This window comes from Pseudoalteromonas sp. P1-13-1a, from assembly GCF_001401875.1.
Taxonomy (GTDB): Bacteria; Pseudomonadota; Gammaproteobacteria; order Enterobacterales; family Alteromonadaceae; genus Pseudoalteromonas.
This window is the reverse complement of sequence record NZ_LKDV01000040.1, coordinates 1-20,315: the sequence shown is the minus strand read 5'-3', so window position 1 is coordinate 20,315 and position 20,315 is coordinate 1. Positions and strand designations below refer to the sequence as shown.

13 protein-coding genes and 2 tRNA genes are annotated in these 20,315 nt (G+C 40.4%); 1 reads left to right on the top strand and 14 read right to left on the bottom strand.

What is annotated here, in order from left to right:
• Positions 1 to 10: 10 nt before the first annotated feature.
• The 11 genes from AN391_RS17945 to AN391_RS17895 all read right to left on the bottom strand — a co-directional run bounded on the left by AN391_RS17945 (position 11) and on the right by AN391_RS17895 (position 17,559).
• Positions 11 to 3,058, bottom strand: a complete 3,048-nt coding sequence (locus tag AN391_RS17945; RefSeq protein WP_055016662.1) for a TonB-dependent receptor — start codon at positions 3,056 to 3,058, stop codon at positions 11 to 13.
• 78 nt (positions 3,059 to 3,136) lie between these two features.
• Positions 3,137 to 5,872: a poly(beta-D-mannuronate) lyase gene (locus AN391_RS17940; protein WP_055016675.1), complete on the bottom strand. Its 2,736-nt coding sequence runs from the start codon at positions 5,870 to 5,872 to the stop codon at positions 3,137 to 3,139.
• A gap of 793 nt (positions 5,873 to 6,665) precedes the next feature.
• Positions 6,666 to 7,628, bottom strand: coding sequence for a class 1 fructose-bisphosphatase (locus tag AN391_RS17935; RefSeq protein ID WP_055016661.1), 963 nt, complete (start codon positions 7,626 to 7,628; stop codon positions 6,666 to 6,668).
• A complete protein-coding gene (gene fbaA, locus AN391_RS17930; protein WP_055016660.1) occupies positions 7,625 to 8,707 on the bottom strand; it encodes a class II fructose-bisphosphate aldolase in 1,083 nt (360 codons plus the stop codon). The genes AN391_RS17935 and fbaA overlap by 4 nt, the downstream gene beginning before the upstream one ends.
• Positions 8,708 to 8,720: 13 nt before the next feature.
• Positions 8,721 to 9,338 carry a bifunctional 4-hydroxy-2-oxoglutarate aldolase/2-dehydro-3-deoxy-phosphogluconate aldolase gene (eda, locus tag AN391_RS17925; protein WP_055016659.1) on the bottom strand — a complete coding sequence of 206 codons (618 nt, stop codon included), beginning with the start codon at positions 9,336 to 9,338 and terminating at the stop codon, positions 8,721 to 8,723.
• Positions 9,339 to 9,402: 64 nt separating this feature from the next.
• On the bottom strand, positions 9,403 to 10,335 hold the full coding sequence (locus tag AN391_RS17920; protein ID WP_055016658.1) for a sugar kinase: 933 nt from the start codon (positions 10,333 to 10,335) through the stop codon (positions 9,403 to 9,405).
• Positions 10,336 to 10,392: 57 nt separating this feature from the next.
• Positions 10,393 to 11,700, bottom strand: coding sequence for an MFS transporter (locus AN391_RS17915; protein WP_055016657.1), 1,308 nt, complete (start codon positions 11,698 to 11,700; stop codon positions 10,393 to 10,395).
• A gap of 3 nt (positions 11,701 to 11,703) precedes the next feature.
• Complete coding sequence (locus AN391_RS17910) at positions 11,704 to 12,048, bottom strand: cupin domain-containing protein (protein WP_055016656.1); 345 nt, start codon at positions 12,046 to 12,048, stop codon at positions 11,704 to 11,706.
• 5 nt (positions 12,049 to 12,053) lie between these two features.
• A complete protein-coding gene (locus AN391_RS17905; RefSeq protein WP_152967914.1) occupies positions 12,054 to 14,273 on the bottom strand; it encodes a heparinase II/III family protein in 2,220 nt (739 codons plus the stop codon).
• A gap of 2 nt (positions 14,274 to 14,275) precedes the next feature.
• The gene (locus tag AN391_RS17900) at positions 14,276 to 16,534 is read right to left on the bottom strand and encodes a chondroitinase-B domain-containing protein (RefSeq protein WP_055016655.1); all 2,259 of its coding nucleotides are present in this window, start codon (positions 16,532 to 16,534) and stop codon (positions 14,276 to 14,278) included.
• A gap of 146 nt (positions 16,535 to 16,680) precedes the next feature.
• Entirely contained in the window at positions 16,681 to 17,559 is an 879-nt protein-coding gene (locus AN391_RS17895; RefSeq protein WP_055016654.1) for an NAD(P)-dependent oxidoreductase, read from the bottom strand.
• Between the two features lie 1,091 nt (positions 17,560 to 18,650).
• Between AN391_RS17895 and gloA the strand changes: the two genes are divergently transcribed.
• Positions 18,651 to 19,040: a lactoylglutathione lyase gene (gloA, locus tag AN391_RS17890; protein ID WP_055016653.1), complete on the top strand. Its 390-nt coding sequence runs from the start codon at positions 18,651 to 18,653 to the stop codon at positions 19,038 to 19,040.
• Between the two features lie 177 nt (positions 19,041 to 19,217).
• Here gloA and AN391_RS17885 read toward each other — a convergent pair whose 3' ends face one another.
• The 3 genes from AN391_RS17885 to AN391_RS17875 all read right to left on the bottom strand — a co-directional run bounded on the left by AN391_RS17885 (position 19,218) and on the right by AN391_RS17875 (position 20,312).
• Positions 19,218 to 19,484 carry a DksA/TraR family C4-type zinc finger protein gene (locus tag AN391_RS17885; protein ID WP_055016652.1) on the bottom strand — a complete coding sequence of 89 codons (267 nt, stop codon included), beginning with the start codon at positions 19,482 to 19,484 and terminating at the stop codon, positions 19,218 to 19,220.
• Between the two features lie 502 nt (positions 19,485 to 19,986).
• Positions 19,987 to 20,062: transfer RNA gene (locus AN391_RS17880), tRNA-Glu, on the bottom strand.
• Positions 20,063 to 20,236: 174 nt separating this feature from the next.
• Positions 20,237 to 20,312: transfer RNA gene (locus AN391_RS17875), tRNA-Glu, on the bottom strand.
• Positions 20,313 to 20,315 lie beyond the last annotated feature (3 nt).

Genomic DNA, 20,315 nt, shown 5'->3' with positions numbered 1-20,315 from the left:
CTTTAATTTATTACAGTTTAAAGCTCATTCCTAAGAATAAACGTGGGCCGTAGTCGTTTACTTCACCTAGGTTATCTTCCACAAAGAAATCTTGTGATTTAGGTGCACTGAACAAGTTAATAGCCTCAGCTTTAATTCTGAAATGTTTATTAATTTTATACGATGCGCGCATTTCCCAAACGCCTACGGCATCAACATAACGTAAGCGGGTACCATTACTGGTATACGGTTGGAAGTATTCACTACGGTATTTGTAAATAATGGCCGTATCAAAGTCACCTATTTGGTAATACAGTTGGCTACTAAATACATGCTCTGAGAAACCCGGCACCGAACCAGGTTCAATAATACCGGCAGTTAGTTGAGAGGTATTGCCATCTAGGTCGGTAACGTATGTATCGCCATATAAGCTATCTTCAAACTCAAAGTCAGTATCTGCAAAGTTATAGCCAAATTTTACACCAATACCATTATCCCAACGGTACGAGAACGAGGCTTCTAAACCCAGTATTTCGCTATCATTATCGGTTGTTACCGAGTTAGTCACTGGTAGTGATACTGTTTCACCGCCAACCACATAGTCTTCAATCACAGTTTGTTGCTGGAAGCCGCCTTGGAACTGTTTGTAGTATAGGCTTAGCGCTAAGATAGAATCTTCATTAGGGTACCATTCAAAGGCTAAGTCGTAGTTCCATGACATTAATGGTTGAGTATCAGGGTTACCAGAACCATCTACAGTTAATAAGTCAGAAAGCGATAACGCAACAGATTGATCGTCTGTTACAAAGTCGCGGTCATAGCCTAAATCAGATGGGTCAGCACGTGACATACCACGGTAAATACCCGCACGCAGTAAAATGTCTTCACTGTAATCAACTACTAAGTTAAAGCTTGGTAAGTATTTAGTATAACCACCGCCGCTTTCGGTTCTTTCTAGTGAATCCCCTTCCTCGAGGGTTACGGCCCCTGTCGTTTCATCTACATCTACAGTGTAATTTGTTCTAAAGCCTACCGATGTAACATCAGTATCAACAATACGCAGACCAAAGTTACCACGAATAAACTTACCAAATACTTCAGTGTCGTAGTTTGCCATTAAGTACACTGATGTGGTTTTTTCAGTAACATCTATGGTACCGGCATTTTCATACTCTACATCAGGGTAACCAAACTCACCTGTATAATCAGCGTCTGTAGCTGCTACAGCTTGAGAGAAACACACGTTATCGTACGTTGCCCACGAGGAACCTGTCCCTGAGCTTATTACATTACCGCTACTATCTATATTTGTTATTAAATCGCCATCAGATACGCTCGATAAAAAGTCAGATTCAGGGAAGTCAATTTGACAGCCTTGAAGTATCTCTAATGCGGAGTCATCACCTATGGTGTATTCATTACGAGAGCCATTACCTTGGCTACCACCAAACTGAGTGAAGCTTAATTCAGAAGCTCTAATACCCCCTTCAATACTGGTAAATATATCGCCCTCTAACGCGTAGTTAAAATCAATACGTGCCGATTTGATTTCGTTTTCACGTACATTTTCACGATCTAAACGCGTACGTAGGCTATCAGTAAAGTTAGAAATATCTGTTACATCAAAGTCGGTTAACGTGAAATGAGGAATTTCATCGCCCATATCCCAGCTAAATAAATTACGGTCTGCGGTTCTACCACGGTTAGAAATTTGTAGCTCTTCACGCTCAGTTTTTGAATACGCTAAATCAAGATTTACAGTAAGGCGATCAGTAAATGTGTGCTCAATATTAATACCGTAGCCTTGGTAGTTTTCTTCACGTGAGAATTGCTCACCCGCAGATTCAATACGCTCTTCACCTTCCCAATGTAAAATTCCGCCAACATCGTTGGTAACCAGTGTTGGGCCTGTTAAACCAGGCGTTGCGCGTTTTTGTAAAAAGATTAAATCGTGACGTGCTTCTTTTTGCGTTCTGTCAGAAATCTGTGCATCAAAGTTAATATCCCACTCAGATGACGGCTGGTATTGCATTGCAAAAAATATAGCGTCGCGCTCATCAGATGTTTCATTTTGGCGATAGCTGCGGCTACTGCCTGTCCACGCATAAGGAGTACCGTCGCTTTCAGCTTTACCAGTTTCTGGGTCTATTGCAGTTTGGTAACCTTGGTTATTGCTACCACTTACTTGGTCTTCACAGTCCCCTGCACTACCTCTGTAAAAGCCTTCATTGGTATTTGTCGGATCATTTAAACATGCCCAAAGTGAAGACCCTGATGGGCTTGAGCTTCTGTATTCGGCCTCTGGTTGGCTAATATCTTGTCGCTGTACACCAAAAGACACACCCACGGCTTGGCCATCGGCAAACTCAAATTGATCAACATAGCTAAACGTACCACGGTAACCTGTATCACTTTGCAATGAGTTTTCTACATTACTTTCATCGGGATTGTAGTTTAATTTAACCTCACCCTGAACTCGCTGCTTACCGTAATCAAGTGGACTTACTGTTTCAAGGGCTATTACACCTGCTACACCACCTTCAATCATTGATGCATCTTGTGTTTTATAAATAGCGATTTTTTTTACAAGCTCTGATGGAAACTGTGAAAAGTTAACAGAGCGGTCACCACTACCATTGGTCGCTTCACGGCCGTTAATATGAGTTGCACTTAAAAATGGACCTAAACCACGAATAGTAATTTCGGTAGCACCGCCGTTTTCACGGTGTGATGCAGCACCGGTGATAGACTCAAGCGCTTCACCAATTGAGAGCGCTGGTAAATCACCAATATCTTCGGCAGATAAACCATCAACAACGGTTGTTGCCTCACGTTTTATTGCAATTTGATCTTGTATGGTTCTACGAGTACCCGTAACGCTGATGATTTCTACATCTTGCTCTACTTCAGTCACTTTTTCTTGGGCTTCTTGCTGAGCAAAAGCATTAAATGACAATGAACCTGCCATACCAGCAAGTAAACTTGCTCTAATTAGCTTAGCAGCAGGTGAAAGTGCAAAATGATTACAAACAGAGCTGTTTGTAGAATGTTGATGCCTTCGATCCATTTTTAACGACATGCCGCGTTCTCCTTTATCATTGTGTGTGTTGTGCGTAGTTTGCTATTTTTATAAAAATTAATAATATGCAGTATTGATTTATTCATCTTGTGCCACCCATGTAGAGCCTGCACCTACATCAGTGCTTTGGATGTAGTATAAGTTTCTTGCACCTGCTAAGGCTTGTGCACCATTTGCGTCAGTCTCAAGCAGCGTACTTGTACCGGTTACAAATTCAGGGACTTCTTTACCATTTGCTTCTGGGTCTTGGTCAATAGCGCCATCGGTGTCGTATTCACCATTGCCATTTACGTTTCTAATATCAACCCATAAATCACTCGCATCGCCCGACTCATAGCTGTCACTAAAGCCAAAGCTGTTTGAGAACAATGATTCAGTATGATTAATTAGGTCACAGTCGTACTCAAATGAATGATCGCTCGACAGCGTGTTAGGGTAAAAGAAACCATAAACAAGCGCGCTATTTTGTATCGTGTCTTCATCAGTTTGATCGCCCACCCCATTGGCATTTAAATTACCGTTAAAGTTAATTTCAAATGCATTTTTTGTTAAACCGTACAATACAGGTGCGTTGTCTGCGGTAAGCTCATCACAATCACCTACCGGTGCTTTTGATCCTATTTCTGTACTAAATACAAAAGGTTGCTGTGAGTTAAGTACGGTATTGTTAGTCACATTAAGGGTAAAGTCGCCTGCACCATCAAGCACAGCTTGGTTACCTCCATTTGGCACTCCGCCATCAGCTTGTGAGAATGGATTCGCTGTAAATACAATACCACCTGCTTCTTTATTACCTGAGCGAATACCCGCAATGTAGTTATTGCTTACTGTGTGGCCTAAAGGCGTAATTAATACACCAGCTGGTCGATCGCTTGAGCTTGCAATATCTGTGGTACGAATAATAACGTTGTCTGATACCGTATTAAATCCACCATCTTCAAGTGAAATACCGCCATTTGGATTTAAAATGGTATTGCCTTTAATCGTCGCGCCAGAGGTTTGTACGCGCATTAAGCGACGACCTGTAACAAAGTTTTCTACACGGTTGTATTGAATAGTAAAGTTTGCATCTACAGCTGCGTCTGTACCTGTGGTACTGCCTGCGTTAATTAAGTGCAGGCTAGAGTTACCAAAATTTGGATTACTGCTTGAGCCTGTGAAAAGGTTATATTGAATAACGTGGTTAGTACTTGACGATGACATTTTAATCACCGAACCATTTTCTGCTTTATCGCGGTTTGCAAAGGTATTACGCTCAACCATTGCGCCATCGCCTTTAAGCATTAACCAGTGGTAAGTGGAGTTATTTAACGTCTGTGCTTCACCATCGATAGTATTTTGAGTAAATGTGAAGTTGTCACCCTCAGAATAAATAACAGCGTCTTCTTCGGTTTCACAAAAGCCGCCCGATTTAGTATCAATATTTTTAAAAGTAAGTCCTTCAATACCTGCGCCATCAACACCGCTGGCTACATGAATACAAAGTTCACCACTAATTACCGGGCTTTGCCCTTCAACGGCTTTAAGCGTTGCTGCACTAGTTAGCATAATGGCATCAAGATCGGCATATACGCCGGTATTTAAACCAATCACGTCGCCATCAGCAAGACCTGCATTTATAGCTCCTAATAGCGCGCCTGCATCGCTTATTACTTGCGTGTACACTACAGTATCGGCAGTACCGGTAATTGTGCTTGAAAAGCCATCGTTATCGGTGTAACTCGCCGTCACCGATATAATCGCGCCAGCTTGATTAGTTGGCGTAAACGTTTTGCTGTTAGTGTCTGCTATTGCTACGCCATCAGCAAGCCAGGTGTAGGTAACGTTTTGCTCATCTACACCGTTGTTATCGCTAATTTCAGCGGTTAATTCGCTAGTCACTAAATAAGGCATAGCGCCTGAAATGGTAATGCTACCCGCTTCATCTACAGCTTCAGCTGAAACTGCAATGGTTGCCTGTGATAGGTTGTCTTCGGTAAAACCATGATCGTCTGTGTAAGTAACCTGCACAGTGATAACTTGGCCAAGTAGTGATTCATCAACAACATAAGTACTTTGTGTTGCACCTTCAATAGCTATAGTATCTGCAAACCACTGATAAGTGATTGTGCCGCTTGCGCCATCTTCATCGGTAACTTCAGCCGTTAGTGTATTACCAATCGTAGGCGTACCAACAATAGCCACCGACCCTTCTGAATTCGCGCGTTCTACTGGCGCTGTCGCAGCTGATGTAGCTGACTCTGCAAAGCCTCTGCTATCTTCAAACACTGCATTTACAGTAATAACTTTACCTAATTGCGCTTCGGTAATTGTGAAGGTTGCTAAGGTTTCATCAGCAATTTCCTCATCATCTGCAAACCACGTATAAGTTACAAGCGCTGGATCGAAGCCATTTTCATCCGCCACACTAGCACTTAGCTCATTCCCAATAATTGCATCACCATTAATTTCTACTGTGGCCGCAAAAGGAATAGCTGTCACTTCATCGGTTGGCTCGCTTAAATGCGATTCATTAACGCCGCTGTCATCTGTATAAAGCGCTTGTGCAGTAATCGCAAAACCAATTTGCTCATCGGTTAATGTAAACGTTGCGTCATTAGCACCACTAATAACTTGTCCATCGGCATACCAGTAGTAGCTTACTTCGCCAGAAATACCATCTGCATCATTTACACTGGTCGATAATGTTTCGCCAGTTAGCGCTGTGCCTGTTAGAGCAATAGAGCCCAATGTATTGTTATTATTATTTGAATCTGTGTCGCAACCTATAATGGCAGCTGCAACAGCACATAATGCAAAATGTTTTAATTTCATCATGGCTCTATTCTCCTTTATTGTGTGGTTTAGTATTTAGCATGTGTTATGTGTGATTTACCAAATACCCAGTGTGTTATTACCAAATTATTTTATTTTTACGCCTCATTGTTAACCAACTTGGTAATATAATCATAATAAAAACACTTTTACCACTATATTCGTTCAAAAATCATCACATTTTATTAATTAAAAGTTTACTTGCACATATCATTAATAAAATATTGTTATTACCAATATTGATATAATAAATATGTTGACCATCAAAGAGTATAAGAAATTGGTTTTACCGAAACGTAGAGCTAAGTATTTACAGGGAGCGTAATAGGCATGAAATTATTGATGTGTTCATGTTTGAGGTGAAGCCACTGCGTTGAATATATGCCCGTGCAGCGGCTTAAATTGTTATTACATTATTAAATAGACCTTATGCCAAGGCATGTTGATCTTTGCGGATTGAGATGTGTTCAATCTAGGGGCGATTAAATCGCGGCGTAAGATTTGTAACCTTGTGGGCTCGATAACTGCTCCTGCGTTATTCTAATGAGTTACATTCCTGTAAGGGTAAGAAAATTTCGAGCAAAGCTTGCGCGCCTTGCTAACACCACTTACCTACATCCATATAGGCAACAAAGAATTTATAGCCCCTAGGCAGAATCCGAAGGGCAACCGCGTGTTTGGTATTTATGCTGCATTATCGCCTATCTATGTGAAATAACCACACTTCATAGGCTTTGCCTAAAGCAAACACACTGCTGCAAATTTAACCATCAAAGATCAACACGCCCCTAGTTCAATAAACCGTAGAGTTAAAATAAGCTACCGGTTCACTAGAGCCTAAAATAACAGGCACACGTTGATGCAGATCCTCTGGGTGAATATCTAAAATACGCATGCCTTTAGAGGTGGCTATACCACCTGCGTTTTCAGTTAACATCGCCAATGGGTTGGCTTCGTAAAGTAACCGTATTTTACCATTTTCATTACCAGAACGCGTATCTTGTGGATACATAAATACCCCACCACGGCATAATATGCGGTGCACATCACCGACCATAGCCGCATTATAGCGAATTGAGCTTTTAGCAAATTCTTCTGATGTATACAGTAATTTATCAAAGTAAACTTGCGTGGCTTCATCCCAATATCTGTAATTTGCCATATTAACCGAGAACTCACGGCTTTTACTCGACACCTTAAGTTCTGGCTTAGTAAGCAAAAAGCCGCCGTGGGTTAAATCATGCGTATAACAGCGGGTTGGTCCACCTGTTGTCATCACAAGTAACGACGATGGCCCATACAGCACGTAGCCCGCACAAACCTGATTAGTACCGGGTTGATTAAATTGCTCATCACTATCGTAAGGTACATCTGCTTTTGCTGGGTAAATGGTAAAAATAGTACCTATTTGTCCATTAACATCAATATTTGATGAACCATCGAGAGGATCAAACGCCACAATATACTTACCATCAGGGTGTGCACCTACTGCGTTGTCTTCTTCTTCAGATGCCACTGTTTTGACCAATTCATCATCAATTAAAGTGTCTTTTAAAAGCTGATTAGCAATAACATCTAGCTTTTTTTGAACTTCACCTTGTATATTTTCGTTAAGGGTAGAGCCCAATACACCCGCAAGCTCACCTTGGCTTACTCTAAACGCTATCTCTTTTGTGGTTGCTAACAGAGTACGGATTAACATGATTAGGTCGGTTTCAACACCATCTTCTTTTAAAACTTTATTCAGTCTTTTCATGCGCTATACCTGTTCACACAATTAAGGTCGTCAAAACATTGAATCAGGCGTGCCATCATATGTTGCTCCGACTGGCGTAACCACACGCGTGGGTCATAGTATTTTTTATTGGGTTTATCTTCACCATCAGGGTTGCCTATTTGGCCCTGTAAGTAATCTTGCTTTTCTTGATAATAGTTTAATACCCCATTCCAACTCGCCCATTGTGTGTCGGTATCAATATTCATTTTTACCACCCCGTAGGTAAGCGATTCTGCAATTTTGCAATGTTCTGAACCACTCCCCCCATGAAAAACAAAATTGATCGCGTTATGTTCAAGATTAAATTTTTCAGCTACATAGGCTTGTGACTCGCGCAATATGCTTGGTGTTAGCACTACATTACCCGGTTTATAAACACCGTGAACATTACCAAACGAAGCTGCAATAATGAAATTAGGGCTTATTTTACTCAGACGCTTATAAGCATAAGCTACATCTTCAGGTTGAGTGTACAAAGCCGAGCTGTCGAGATGGGAGTTATCAACCCCATCTTCTTCTCCACCGGTGCACCCTAACTCTATTTCAAGTGTCATGCCTATTTTTGCCATACGCGCTAAATAACGTTCACAAATCTCTATATTTTCTTCCAGTGGCTCTTCTGAAAGATCGATCATGTGTGATGAGAAAAGGGGCTTGCCTGTTTGTGCAAAGTATTTTTCACCTTCATCTAGCAAACCATCAATCCAGGGCAGTAGTTTTTTTGCAGCATGATCTGTATGTAACATTACAGCAACACCATAGTGCTTAGCTACATTATGCACATAATGTGCAGCACTTATTGCGCCTACAACAGCAGACTGTTGCCCCTCAAGAGCTAAACCTTTACCACAAAAAAACTGTGCTCCCCCATTAGATAGCTGAATAATGACCGGCGACTTCACTTCTCTTGCGGCTTCTAAAGTCGCGTTAATAGATGATGTACTCACTACATTTACTGCTGGCAATGCATATTGATGTGCTCGTGCGTGTTTGTACACTTCGCTTACTTCATCGCCAACAACAACACCGGGCGCAATCGTTGGGGCTAAATAATTCATTTTTTGCTCCTTGCTATTTTAAAGCCTCGATACAAGAGTCTGTGATCGCTTGCCAGTTACCCTGTGCTACCCACTCTTTTTTTGCAACCCAGGTACCACCTACTGCAAATACATTATTTAACGACAAGTAATCCATTTTATTTTTTTCACTTACACCGCCGGTAGGGCAAAAACTCACTGCACGAAATACAGATGAAACGGCCGACACAAACGGCGCGCCACCAGCCAAAGAAGCAGGGAAAAGTTTTTGCTCTTCAAAACCATACTCAAGTGCCATTAAAATATCACCTGTATTTGATACACCAGGCAATACAGGTACGTTACACTTTACCAGCTCATTTAATAGTGTAGGCGATACAGCAGGTGTTACTATAAAATCTGAGCCTGCTTCTAGCGCTTGCTTTAAAATTGTCTCGTCAATAACCGTGCCTGCGCCCACTTTTAACTGAGGAACTTGCTCTTTAATGGCCTTGAGCGCATCAATTGATGCATCTGTTCTTAGAACAACCTCTACCAATGTTAGGCCTGCTTCTGCCATTGCTTTAGCGATGTTAACACCTTGCTCTGGCGTATCTGCTTGAATTATAGGTAGCAGAGTTTGCCCTGCCATTAGTTCAGAAAAGCGAGTCATGCGTTGTTTCCCTTATTTTAGATAATCGTGCTACTTAGTGTTATATATTGAGTACATTAGCCAGTTACAAGCCTGATTTAGCCATGGCTTGTTGAAATACATCTTTTGGTGCAATGGCACCGGGTTGCTGAATAACAGCGCCAGCGGCTTGCGCGGCAAGTTCAACAGCCTTATCAATAGGTCGCCCATCTAAACGCGCGCCTAAATACACACCATTAAAGGCATCACCAGCGGAGGTTGTATCAATCACGTTTTTAACCGGTGTAATTTTGTGGCTTTGCACTATGCCAGCCTCTTTTGTAATAACCGAGTCAGGGCCGTTTTTGACTACAATTTCATTGATGTTATACGGTGCTAAATAATCAATAACGGCCTCTACGCTCTTGACGTCGTAAAGTGTTTCTAAGTCTTCAACACCCGGCAAAGTAATATCGGCTAAGCTAAACGCGCTATGATACTGCGCTTTAGTTTGCTCAACGTTATCCCATAGTCTTGCGCGGTAATTAGGATCAAATACGATCTTCACACCTGCGGTTTTAAGCTGTTTAACTATGTCCCAAAACTGCGGCCGTGCTTGTGCTTCTATTACAGCTAACGAAATCCCCGAAAAGAAAAACATATCGCCCGATGACAGCTGTTTAACTAGCTCAGGGCTAATAAATTCAACCACCTTTTTTGCTGCTGAATCATCGCGCCAATAAATAAAACTGCGTTCGCCTTGCTCGTCCGTTTCTATGTAATACATACCAGGGACTTTACTGTTGTGAGCAAATACATAATCTGTATTTAATTGTTCACTTGCAAAACGCTCACGCATTTTTTTACTTAAGTTATCTTTCCCTAAAGCGGTTATCACTGAGGTTGTGATCTTTGGAAAGCAACGCTTTAAGTAAACTGCCGAATTATATACATCACCTGCAAATGACTGGTGCAATGTAGAGGGAACGGTCGCTCTTAACTCAATCATGCATTCGCCAATAAAGTAAATATTTTTCATTATTATCACTTACCTTAGGTAGTAAATGGCTGTAAAAATACAGCCATTGCCAACAAATTAGTTAGGCTTTTTTAATGGTTCAATTTTTGGAATTAAAATCCATACAGCCGCCATTGCAATAATCGCTAAAGATGCCCCTATTACAAACGCCGGTGTATAATTACCATCAGCGGTTAAAATCGGAACCAGTGACGTAAGCCCTACAGCACCTAATTTAGCGGCCATACCAGAAAAGCCCGACAGCGTTCCTACCGCTTTTTTACCCAGTAAGTCGCTGGGTAAGGTTTGCACGTTACCAATAGCGGTTTGAAAGCCAAATAAAATAACGGCCATAATAAGTACAGCAATTACTGGCGCGCCTGGATTTGCCATAGCTAATAAAGCAGGTAGCATAATTAAACATCCCAGTGTAATTGTCAGCTTACGGGTCTTATCAGTATTCCAGCCTGCTTTTAGGCGGTTTTGCGCGAGTAATCCGCCAAACCAAGCGCCAAACATAGCACCAACATAAGGAACCCAGCCATAAATACCTATAGATTTAACATCCATGCCGTACACTTCGTTTAGGTAAATTGGTATCCAAAATACAAACAACCACCAAATAGGATCAATAGCTGCAGAGGCTATAATTACACCCCAGCTTTGCTTACGAGAAAGTAACTCACCTGTAGAGGGGTTATATTCTTCTTCGTCATCGTTTGTTACATCGCCGTTATCATCAACGCGTCGTTGTCCGGTAAGAATGTATTCGCGCTCTTCTTCACTTATCCAAGGGTGAGAGCCTGGTGGCGCTTTTACTAAAATAATCCACGGTACTAACCATAAAAAACCTAACGCACCAACAAAAATAAACACCATTTGCCAGCTAAAATACACAGTTAAATATGCAATAAGCGGAATAGCAATAATGCCACCAATAGCTGCACCAGAATTAAATATACCTTGCGCTAAAGCACGCTCTTTAGTTGGAAACCATTCGGCATTACCTTTAGCTGCTCCGGGCCAGTTACCCGCTTCAGCTACACCTAAAATTGCGCGGAAAATACTTAAACTAAGCACTCCTTGTGCAAATGCATGGGCAATCGTGGCTAAAGACCACACACCTATTGAAAGTACAAAACCAAAACGTGTCCCCACCCAGTCAAAAATTTTGCCAAAAATAGCTTGGCCAAATGCATAAGCAAACACGAAAACAATAGAAATATTTGCGTAAATTTGTTTACGCTCTAAAGCAGATTCATCAGGGAACATCTCTTCCACAATATCTGGCCATAAAACGCTAAGCGCTTGACGGTCGATGTAATTAATAATGGTAGCCAGTGCAATCAGCACAATGACCCACCACCGTAAGCCTTTAATTTTCATAGGTTATTCCTCAAGAAAGTCTTCGCGAGCTGGGCTAAAGGTATCAATCAAAATACCGCCAGTTGGGCATGTTGCACCGTGATCAGCAAAAGGAGGAATAAAACAGCTATCGCCTGCTTTTAAGATTTTAGTGACGCCATCAATATTAAAGTGAAATTCACCCTCAACAACATACGTTACTTGCGAATGTCTGTGCGCATGGTTATAACCAATCGCCCCCTCGGAGAACCAAATTTTTACAGCCATTAGCTCTTCGTTATAGCCAAGCATTTGGCGTTTTAAACCATTACCTAAATCTTCAATCTCGGTTTCATTACCAAATGAAAAGTGTGGACTTTGCTTTTGCATCCTGTTTACTCCTGATTATTTTTCATCGCATAAACGCCAAGACGGCCATTTAAGGTGAATGCTTTATTTTGATATGTGAATGTGTGTTTAGCTGCTTTCTCAGCTTTATTAATAGCAACCAAGTAGGTGTTATTTTTTACTTTAACTTCAACTAGGTCCAAATGTGCTTGTACGTCATACTTAAGTGAAGATACACGGCTAATCGCTTCTAGGGTATATTCTTTACTTGGGTTGTATTCACCATGAGGCTCAAATACAGAAATAAATTTATGCTGCTTTTTATCTTCTACTCGGCGAATGTAGCCATTTTCATTACGAAGATTAAAATGCGGATCGTTAGCGCCTATTTGCGTAAATAAGAAAGACTCATCCCCTTTCACTAGGCTTGTTTGAGTATAAAAACGGCCATTGTCATTTAACCATGTTACCTTTGCTAAACCTTCTTCAGGCTTTGCCTTTGCTTTTAACCACAAATGTTGGTAACCATTTTTATCACCCAGCGCAGCTAAGCTTTTGGTATTACCAAGTAACTCAAAGCTGGTATCAATTAATTGACCTTTATAATGCAGCGGTAAATCAATTTTATGGGAGGCATCTGCATTAACATTAAAAATGTCGATTGCAAGCGTGCTTTCAAGTTCAGGCAGATTAATTAATGCCAAGGTGCGTTCAAGCTCAACGCCTTTATAAGCCGTGCTTATTTGCCCACTTGAGACTGTTCCGTATTGGTTTGTCTCAAAGAAATTAAGCTTAGGGTGATTATTATTACCTACTTTAACATTAGCGTTAAAATGCGAGGTTTCATCAATCACAACCGTATTGTGTGCCACTGAGTGTTTTGCGTAAGTCTCGTTCTCTGGTAGGTAACGACCGCCGTATTTAGCTTCAACATTTAAAAAACGTGCAGCGCCATAATCAGATACAATTTCATTACCATGGTCGTAAAACTGCCAAGTTAATTTATCAAAATGGCCATGCCCTAAGCCTTGAGCAGCAGGTTTAAATAAAAGTGCTTGGTCGCCACCAGTTTGCGTACGCATTACTACCAATGCACCTTGCTTGCCATCGTTACCATCGCCAAACGCTACTGATTTAAACACATAAGGCGTTTGCTTATTTTCATCCAACGCTTGAGCAACTTTTAAACCATCACCAGTTAGAACCACTTGATCTTGATACTGTGCAATATCTAGATAACCCGTATCGTTAGTCAGGCTATACGCAGCCGTTACACCTTGAACTAACTCAATCGTATCAATACCTTTACTTTTTATGGCATCGTTTATTGGAAAAAATAGACCGTTGTAGCTTAGCTGAATAGTGGTATCAATTGCTTTGAGCAATATGCCGTCACGATATTCAAAAATATCCCGTTGCGGTTCATTGTTTTCAATTGCTTTTGCAAAGGTTACAAACGGAAGTAATGCAAAGCGTTGATAATAAGGTCCTTCGTTGTAATAACCTTGTGGTGAAAACAGCATGTCGAGCTGCTTAATAAACCCCCCTTTACCTGATTTATTTAAATCGTAAAGAGATTTTTCAACCCACTCAGATTCATCTAACACATACCCTGCCATGCCTACACCTGCTGTAGCCCAGGTGCCATGGTTATGCACTTTATTGAAGGTTGATGGCTGGCCTTGTGATAAAAATAACGCGACTGGGCGCAATAAGTCATTTTCAATGGTTTTGATATTCGTATCGCTTAGTGCGTCGTGAACTAAATCATATGCTTGGATGGTATAAACAAGCCACATAGCTTCGTTAAGGCTTTGCCAAAATAGCTTACCTGGGTTTTGCGACTTAACTTTACGCTTAGGATGTACATCGAGCGTTGGGTATAATTTGGCATAAGCAAGCAACATATCACGTACGTAATGTGCGTATTTTTCATCTTGGCTTAGCTGATAAATAACACCCGCGTTATACATAAGTTGATAATTTTTTTTATGTTGCTCGTGGGTATAGCCTCCCCCACCATCTTTAGGCACAGGTACCGAAATAGGGCCTTTAATTTGTTCGTCTACCTGTGCTTTGAGCGCTTCAAATGCGTTAGCAAATTTGCCCTGCTCATTACTGCTAATTGCTTGACGCATTTGCTGTACATCATCGTTGGTTATTACCAAATTAGGATGCGCTGCGTAGGCGTTTAACGATAAAACTAAGGCACTTACAGTCACGCCCACCGTTTTAAATAATGACTTACTTTGTGTTAAATTAATCATTGTTAGTTCACCTTATTTAAAACGTTATTATTTTTAATGGTTGCCGTGTGAGGGCCCTCTACACGTAGTTCTTTTACGCTTGGAGCTTTTGTTGCATCAAAGGTGTTATCTGTAATGGCTGTTATTGGCTCACCTACCGTGTGCTCAATTTTAACCTGTGCAGATTTTCTAAATTTGTTATTTATAATGTTTGTAACTTGAACACCGTGTGCATACACACTTGCATTCACCTTGTTTCGCTTACCTAAACCTACTTTAGTTAGGATGTTATTAGTCATTAATAAATGCGGACCAAAGGTGCTCTCATCGCTCCCTCCTCGGTATAACTTAACAACCGCACCGGCCACCTCATCAAAAGTGTTATTTTTAAGGGTTACATACTCAGCGTTATAAATACCTAAATCTTCTATTTCGGTATTGAGGCGTAAAATATCGCCAGTTACATTTTTAAAGGTGTTATTTACTAACGTGATTTCATCTGCCATCGCACCTTTGCCCGTTACAAAAAAGTGAAATGAATGATTAATATCAAGATTAGTTAGTTGTGAGTTGTGTATTTCAAAGCGGTAGTTATCAATCATGCCCCACTTTTTAGTGCGTACCACACTATTATTAATAGCATCGGGCGCATTTTCACCTGAGATAACTAAACCATCGAGCTTTAAACTACCGCCATCATGAATTTCGAATAATGTTGAACGTTGGTAAGTCAACTTAGCTTTACCAGCATGTTTAGCTTTAAATGTAAGCACTTTATTTATTTTAACGAGTTTAGATACATCGTATTGGCCATCAGACAGCTCTAATACATCACCCGTTTGTGCAGTATTAATTGCGTTTAGTAATGCATCTGCAGTCGCTTTAACTGGGTGAGTTTTGCCCGTATCAAACGCCACAACTTGTTCTTTTTTTGGATACCAACTAACGCCGGTGTCGGCCTTGTTTAGCACCTTTAAACCGCGTTTAGCACCTGCACTTATTTTGTTTGATTTAGGATAAAGTAAACCATTACTAGCTCTAGTGAGTGTTACATCTTGCTGCTTAACACCGTAATTTAACTCTTTTAATACCTGGGTGTTGGCTACATTTTTGCTAAATTTAATACCGCTTACATCATCAAAGGTTGTAAAAGGCTGCTCGCCGTTTTGATTAATAATAAGATTATTTTTCATTACGCTATTAATTGGCGCTGCGCTGCGCTCGCTATCGCTACCCGCACCCAGTTGTATATGACGTACATTTACATAGGTATTGTTTTCAATTGTCGCGTTTTCTACCTGGTGGTAACGATTTATAGGTGAGTTAGGCACACCGTTCATAACCGTAAAACCACTCCCAAAGCGATAGCCTGTTAAGCCCTCTAAGTAATTATTTTTTACAGTTTGATTTTTGTTTATTATGCGAATGCCACCAGTGTGCTCCACGCCATTGCCTAAAAAGATATTTTCTTCAATAACATTGCCATTACCATGGCGCAGCGTTAATGTGCCGCGAGATTCAAAAAACACATTATTACGAATGTGGTTTTTACCTGATTTAACAGAGATTATTTCTACTTCGCCGTTTGTACGTTCAAAGTAGTTGTTTTCAACTAGAGTGAATGAATCACTTAAAGAATAGTGGCTAGTCCCAATGCGCAGTGTTTCACCGCCATTTGACCCAAAAGTTGGGCGATAGCCAAAGAAGTTATGATCAATTTGATGATGGTTTTGTTGGCTTTGCTCACTATTAAGCCTTACAGCAACTGTAACACCTTTGTTACGCTTACCTACTAAGTGGCTGTGATCAAAACGATTGTGTTTACCATATAGCGCCACCCAATAGTCAGATTCACGCTTATCTGGGTTATTGTAGTTATCGATAACAACCTCAGTTACACGCGAGTGGGTAGCAAGTTCATCTTTATTTTTACGAAACTCAATTACGGCTGAGCTAGGCGTATAACCATTTTTAAATACCAGCCCTGACACTTCTAAGAATGAACCCGCCAGTCTTAAATTAGATTGCCCTGATAGAATAACCTTACCCTTAGTTTGTGCTGTAAGCTTTATAGGGGCGTTTTTGGTGCCTTGGCCTTGTAATAAAATTTCAAAATTAGACCACGTACCGTCTTTGAGAGTTACTTTATCGCCGGCAACCAGTTTGTCAGAGATTTCTTGAAAAGCTTGTTCAGTGTCTACAAAATAATCTTTGGCTGCCAATTGTGTGGATGTGCACCCAATAAGAACTAGGCTAAGCTTTATTATATTAATTAAACGCATAGATAACTCTTTTTCAGTGTGACCGGAAGTAATGCCTTATCAATAGTAATACTGCACTCATTGCACAAAGCAGATTAAATCTAGCCAATTGATGTTGTGTGTGTTTTGGTGCTTTAACTACGTTAAAGCACCCAATGTTGTTGGTATTATTTTTCTAGAGTTTTAAAGTAATCAAAAATTTCTGGCACGTTGCCTTGGCCCATACCTGCATCAAATGCCGCTTGTAAATTAGCAGATGACCCTTCGGCAATTTTTGATTCAGTCCCAAGGTCTGAAACCATTTGTAGGAAATAGCCTAAATCTTTGTTTGCATTTGCAATTGAAAAACCAAGGTCGCTTACATTGTCTACCGCGTAGTTTTTACAAAATTGCATAAATGGAGAGCTAGAAGGCCCCGTCGACATGATGTCAAATAGTTGCTGGCGATCTACACCCGCTTTGTCTGCTACAGCAAACGCTTGTGACATAGCACATACGGTGGTCATGCCCATAAAGTTATTGATTAATTTAGTCGTATGACCTGCGCCAAGCTCACCTAGGTGAAATACGTTTTCGCCCTGATCTTCAAGTACAGGCTTAACTTTATTAAACGTTTCAATATCGCCCGCTGCCATAATATTTAATAGGCCGTCTTTAGCATGGGCTGGAGTACGCCCTAGTGGTGCGTCAATCATGCCTGCGCCTTTAGCAGCTAGATCAGCACCAATTTTTTTAGTCGACGAAGGAATTGATGTACCAAAATCAATTAATACCGCGCCTTCTTTAATACCCGCTAAAATACCATCTTCTGCGTACACAATTTTTTCAACAACTGCAGATGTTGTTAAACAAAACATAATTATGTCTGCACCTTGTGCGAGCTCTTTTGCAGTGCTTGCTGTTTTTGCGCCTCTGCTAACGCATGCAGCAACCGCATCTTTATTTAAATCCATAACAATAAGCTCATAGCCTTTGTTCTGTAAGTTTTCGGCCATATTGCCGCCCATTAAGCCAAGGCCGATAAAACCGATTACTGGTTTAGACATGAATAACTCCTAAATATGATGGCGCGTGCTTTTATGAGTACGAATAATGATTTACCCCATAAATAGGTACGCTGTGTCGTTTAGTTCAATGTGTAAAATAACCCTGAGCATGCTCTTTTGAATAGATAACCAGCCTCGTTATTCCTATTTAGCGAGTAATAAAAGGTTAATTACACGCTGTAAATTGCTGACCGGTTACGTATTTATTAGGCTACGCTTAGCATTACTTTTATTATTTTTTAATACCTTGGAGAAGCTAAAACCAAACAGCTTACCAATTGGTATGCAAAAACTGTATTACCATACACCATTATTGTCAACCAATAAGTTAACTTTGTAAACCAAGGTAATTTACAATTCAATCCATGTGAAACAAAAAGAAACCAGTAATCATAGGGTTAATAGCTATTCGTAAATAAAATTAATTAAACATACTTTTACCTTCATTGGTTAGGGGCTAATAAAAAATAGGTTGACCAATAAGTTACTACACCTGTGCCAACACACTTAAATACCGTAACCATACATACACTGTGCACTTACCTATTGATGGTAATAACACGAATTTAGTATTCTAATTTTCTGCCTATGTAAGGGTGCAAATGCCTCGTGTAACCACGTTTACCTTAATTAAAGTCCAAAGGTTTATTTACATATTAAATCGCATTGATACTTAAATTAATGTCATAAGCTAAAGGCTCTCAGTGAAAACAAGGCAAACTTACGTGGCAAAAGTCTGACCTATTGCAAGTACATGTAACGCAATGAATACTCAAATAACTTATTGAAACAAAATTATTATTAAAAAAGAGATAATGCCTATCCGCTTAATTAAGTGAGCTATTTCGAGAATAGATAAACGTGTTGGTAGCTAGGCAAAATTAGTTATTTAATTGTTCTAAACGAGGGTGTTTAATACCAATTTGATTAATTTTAGGCCCTAAAAATGATTAAGTATTATTACGGGGTTGGTATAAAATAAGGGGTTAGGTATACAGCTAGCTCAGGTGCCTTGATATGGCTATGAATTATCTCCATCTGGCGCTATGCTTCCCCACCTATTTAACTTTAAACTCACAGAGGTAACCTAAATGCGTTTATTACACACGATGTTGCGTGTAGCCGACTTAGAAAAGTCACTTTCTTTTTATACACAGATTTTAGGAATGAAAGAATTACGCCGCTCTGATAATGAAGAGTATCGTTATACATTGGCTTTTGTAGGGTATGGAGAAGAGGATAATAATACCGTTTTAGAGCTTACTTATAACTGGGATCAAAATAACTACGATTTGGGTAATGCCTATGGCCATATAGCTATTGAATTTGACGATATATACAAAGCATGTGATGACATTAAGGCCGCAGGTGGAAACGTCAGCCGAGAGCCCGGACCAGTCAAAGGCGGTACAACAGAAATTGCTTTTGTGAAAGACCCTGATGGCTATTCAATTGAGCTTATTCAAAAAAAGAGAAACTAATCCCATTAATGGGTGTTGGTAAGGGGTGCGATCAAAATGCGGAAGCTTTGCTCTATTTTTGCTTATTCTTACATGGATATAAGTCATTAAAATAACGCAGGGCGGTTATCGAGCTCACTCGGTTACAAACCTCGCGATCAAGGTAAAGAATTTATCAAAAGGTGCCTATTTGCACCTTTACCTTAGTTGACTATCTTTACTTGCGCGGCGGTTTACACCTGATACGGCCTTACCTTTAGCCTCAAGCTCACTTTGACATGCCACACAATGCCTAACACCTGGCAGTGCTAACCTGCGTGCCTGTGGTATTTCACAATCACACTCATCACAGAATTCGGCACTCGCGCCAGAGATTAAATTTTGCCTTGCATATTGCACTGCGTCATTAACACTTGCATCGATTTGATCTTGAATTGCGCCATCTCGCGCCCAACCACTTGCCATAATTAACTCCAAGTAATGAGAAATTAAACTAAAAGGCTAGCAGCACAGCGCTTTATAAATGCTGAATATTTTGTACTGGCTTTATTGCGTACGCTATTTAAAGGGTGAATAAATATAGTTTAGAGTAATTAGTAATTTAGTTGTGCTACCCATTTTATCTACACATGTAGTTATAGGTATGTATTTTTAACGCAGCTAGCAAAAAATTTATCACTGTAAATGAATAATTATTATTGCGGATCTGTCTTGAAACCAAAGCAACTATACGTAGGTGATTATTAATTAAACAGATAGGTTTTTAGATATTGAGAAGTTTAAAAGTGTAAAACTAAAGTTTTGGCGGATAAACGATAGAAATTAATGCACTGGATAGAGCTAAGGAAGTAATAGATTTATACACTACTAAAATAGTAAGTGGCATCTCAAAGAGATTAGTACTTTTGATAGCGTCGTGCATAGAGAGTGCGGTGTCACACTACTTAATACCGTACTTTATAGTAAGTGGCGTCCCCAAGGGGATTCGAACCCCTGTTACCGCCGTGAAAGGGCGGTGTCCTAGGCCTCTAGACGATGGGGACGCAGAAATTGCTTTGCAAATCACTGATTTGCTATTTCTAAGTAAGATGAGACCGAGCCTGCGAGGCAAATGGCATTATCTTCTCAAAAACGTTTTCTGTGTCACTAGGACAACTGAATGGTTTAACTCGTTTCAGGCGAGCTTTTAATAACACTACCCTACTACAAATAGTAAGTGGCGTCCCCAAGGGGATTCGAACCCCTGTTACCGCCGTGAAAGGGCGGTGTCCTAGGCCTCTAGACGATGGGGACACT

Excerpts from the sequence above, each read along its gene's own strand:
- AN391_RS17945 (WP_055016662.1), bottom strand. The coding sequence starts at position 3,058 with ATGTCGTTAAAAATGGATCGAAGGCATCAACATTCTACAAACAGCTCT.
- AN391_RS17940 (WP_055016675.1), bottom strand. The coding sequence starts at position 5,872 with ATGAAATTAAAACATTTTGCATTATGTGCTGTTGCAGCTGCCATTATA.
- AN391_RS17935 (WP_055016661.1), bottom strand. The coding sequence starts at position 7,628 with ATGAAAAGACTGAATAAAGTTTTAAAAGAAGATGGTGTTGAAACCGAC.
- fbaA (WP_055016660.1), bottom strand. The coding sequence starts at position 8,707 with ATGAATTATTTAGCCCCAACGATTGCGCCCGGTGTTGTTGTTGGCGAT.
- eda (WP_055016659.1), bottom strand. The coding sequence starts at position 9,338 with ATGACTCGCTTTTCTGAACTAATGGCAGGGCAAACTCTGCTACCTATA.
- AN391_RS17920 (WP_055016658.1), bottom strand. The coding sequence starts at position 10,335 with ATGAAAAATATTTACTTTATTGGCGAATGCATGATTGAGTTAAGAGCG.
- AN391_RS17915 (WP_055016657.1), bottom strand. The coding sequence starts at position 11,700 with ATGAAAATTAAAGGCTTACGGTGGTGGGTCATTGTGCTGATTGCACTG.
- AN391_RS17910 (WP_055016656.1), bottom strand. The coding sequence starts at position 12,048 with ATGCAAAAGCAAAGTCCACACTTTTCATTTGGTAATGAAACCGAGATT.
- AN391_RS17905 (WP_152967914.1), bottom strand. The coding sequence starts at position 14,273 with ATGATTAATTTAACACAAAGTAAGTCATTATTTAAAACGGTGGGCGTG.
- AN391_RS17900 (WP_055016655.1), bottom strand. The coding sequence starts at position 16,534 with ATGCGTTTAATTAATATAATAAAGCTTAGCCTAGTTCTTATTGGGTGC.
- AN391_RS17895 (WP_055016654.1), bottom strand. The coding sequence starts at position 17,559 with ATGTCTAAACCAGTAATCGGTTTTATCGGCCTTGGCTTAATGGGCGGC.
- gloA (WP_055016653.1), top strand. The coding sequence starts at position 18,651 with ATGCGTTTATTACACACGATGTTGCGTGTAGCCGACTTAGAAAAGTCA.
- AN391_RS17885 (WP_055016652.1), bottom strand. The coding sequence starts at position 19,484 with ATGGCAAGTGGTTGGGCGCGAGATGGCGCAATTCAAGATCAAATCGAT.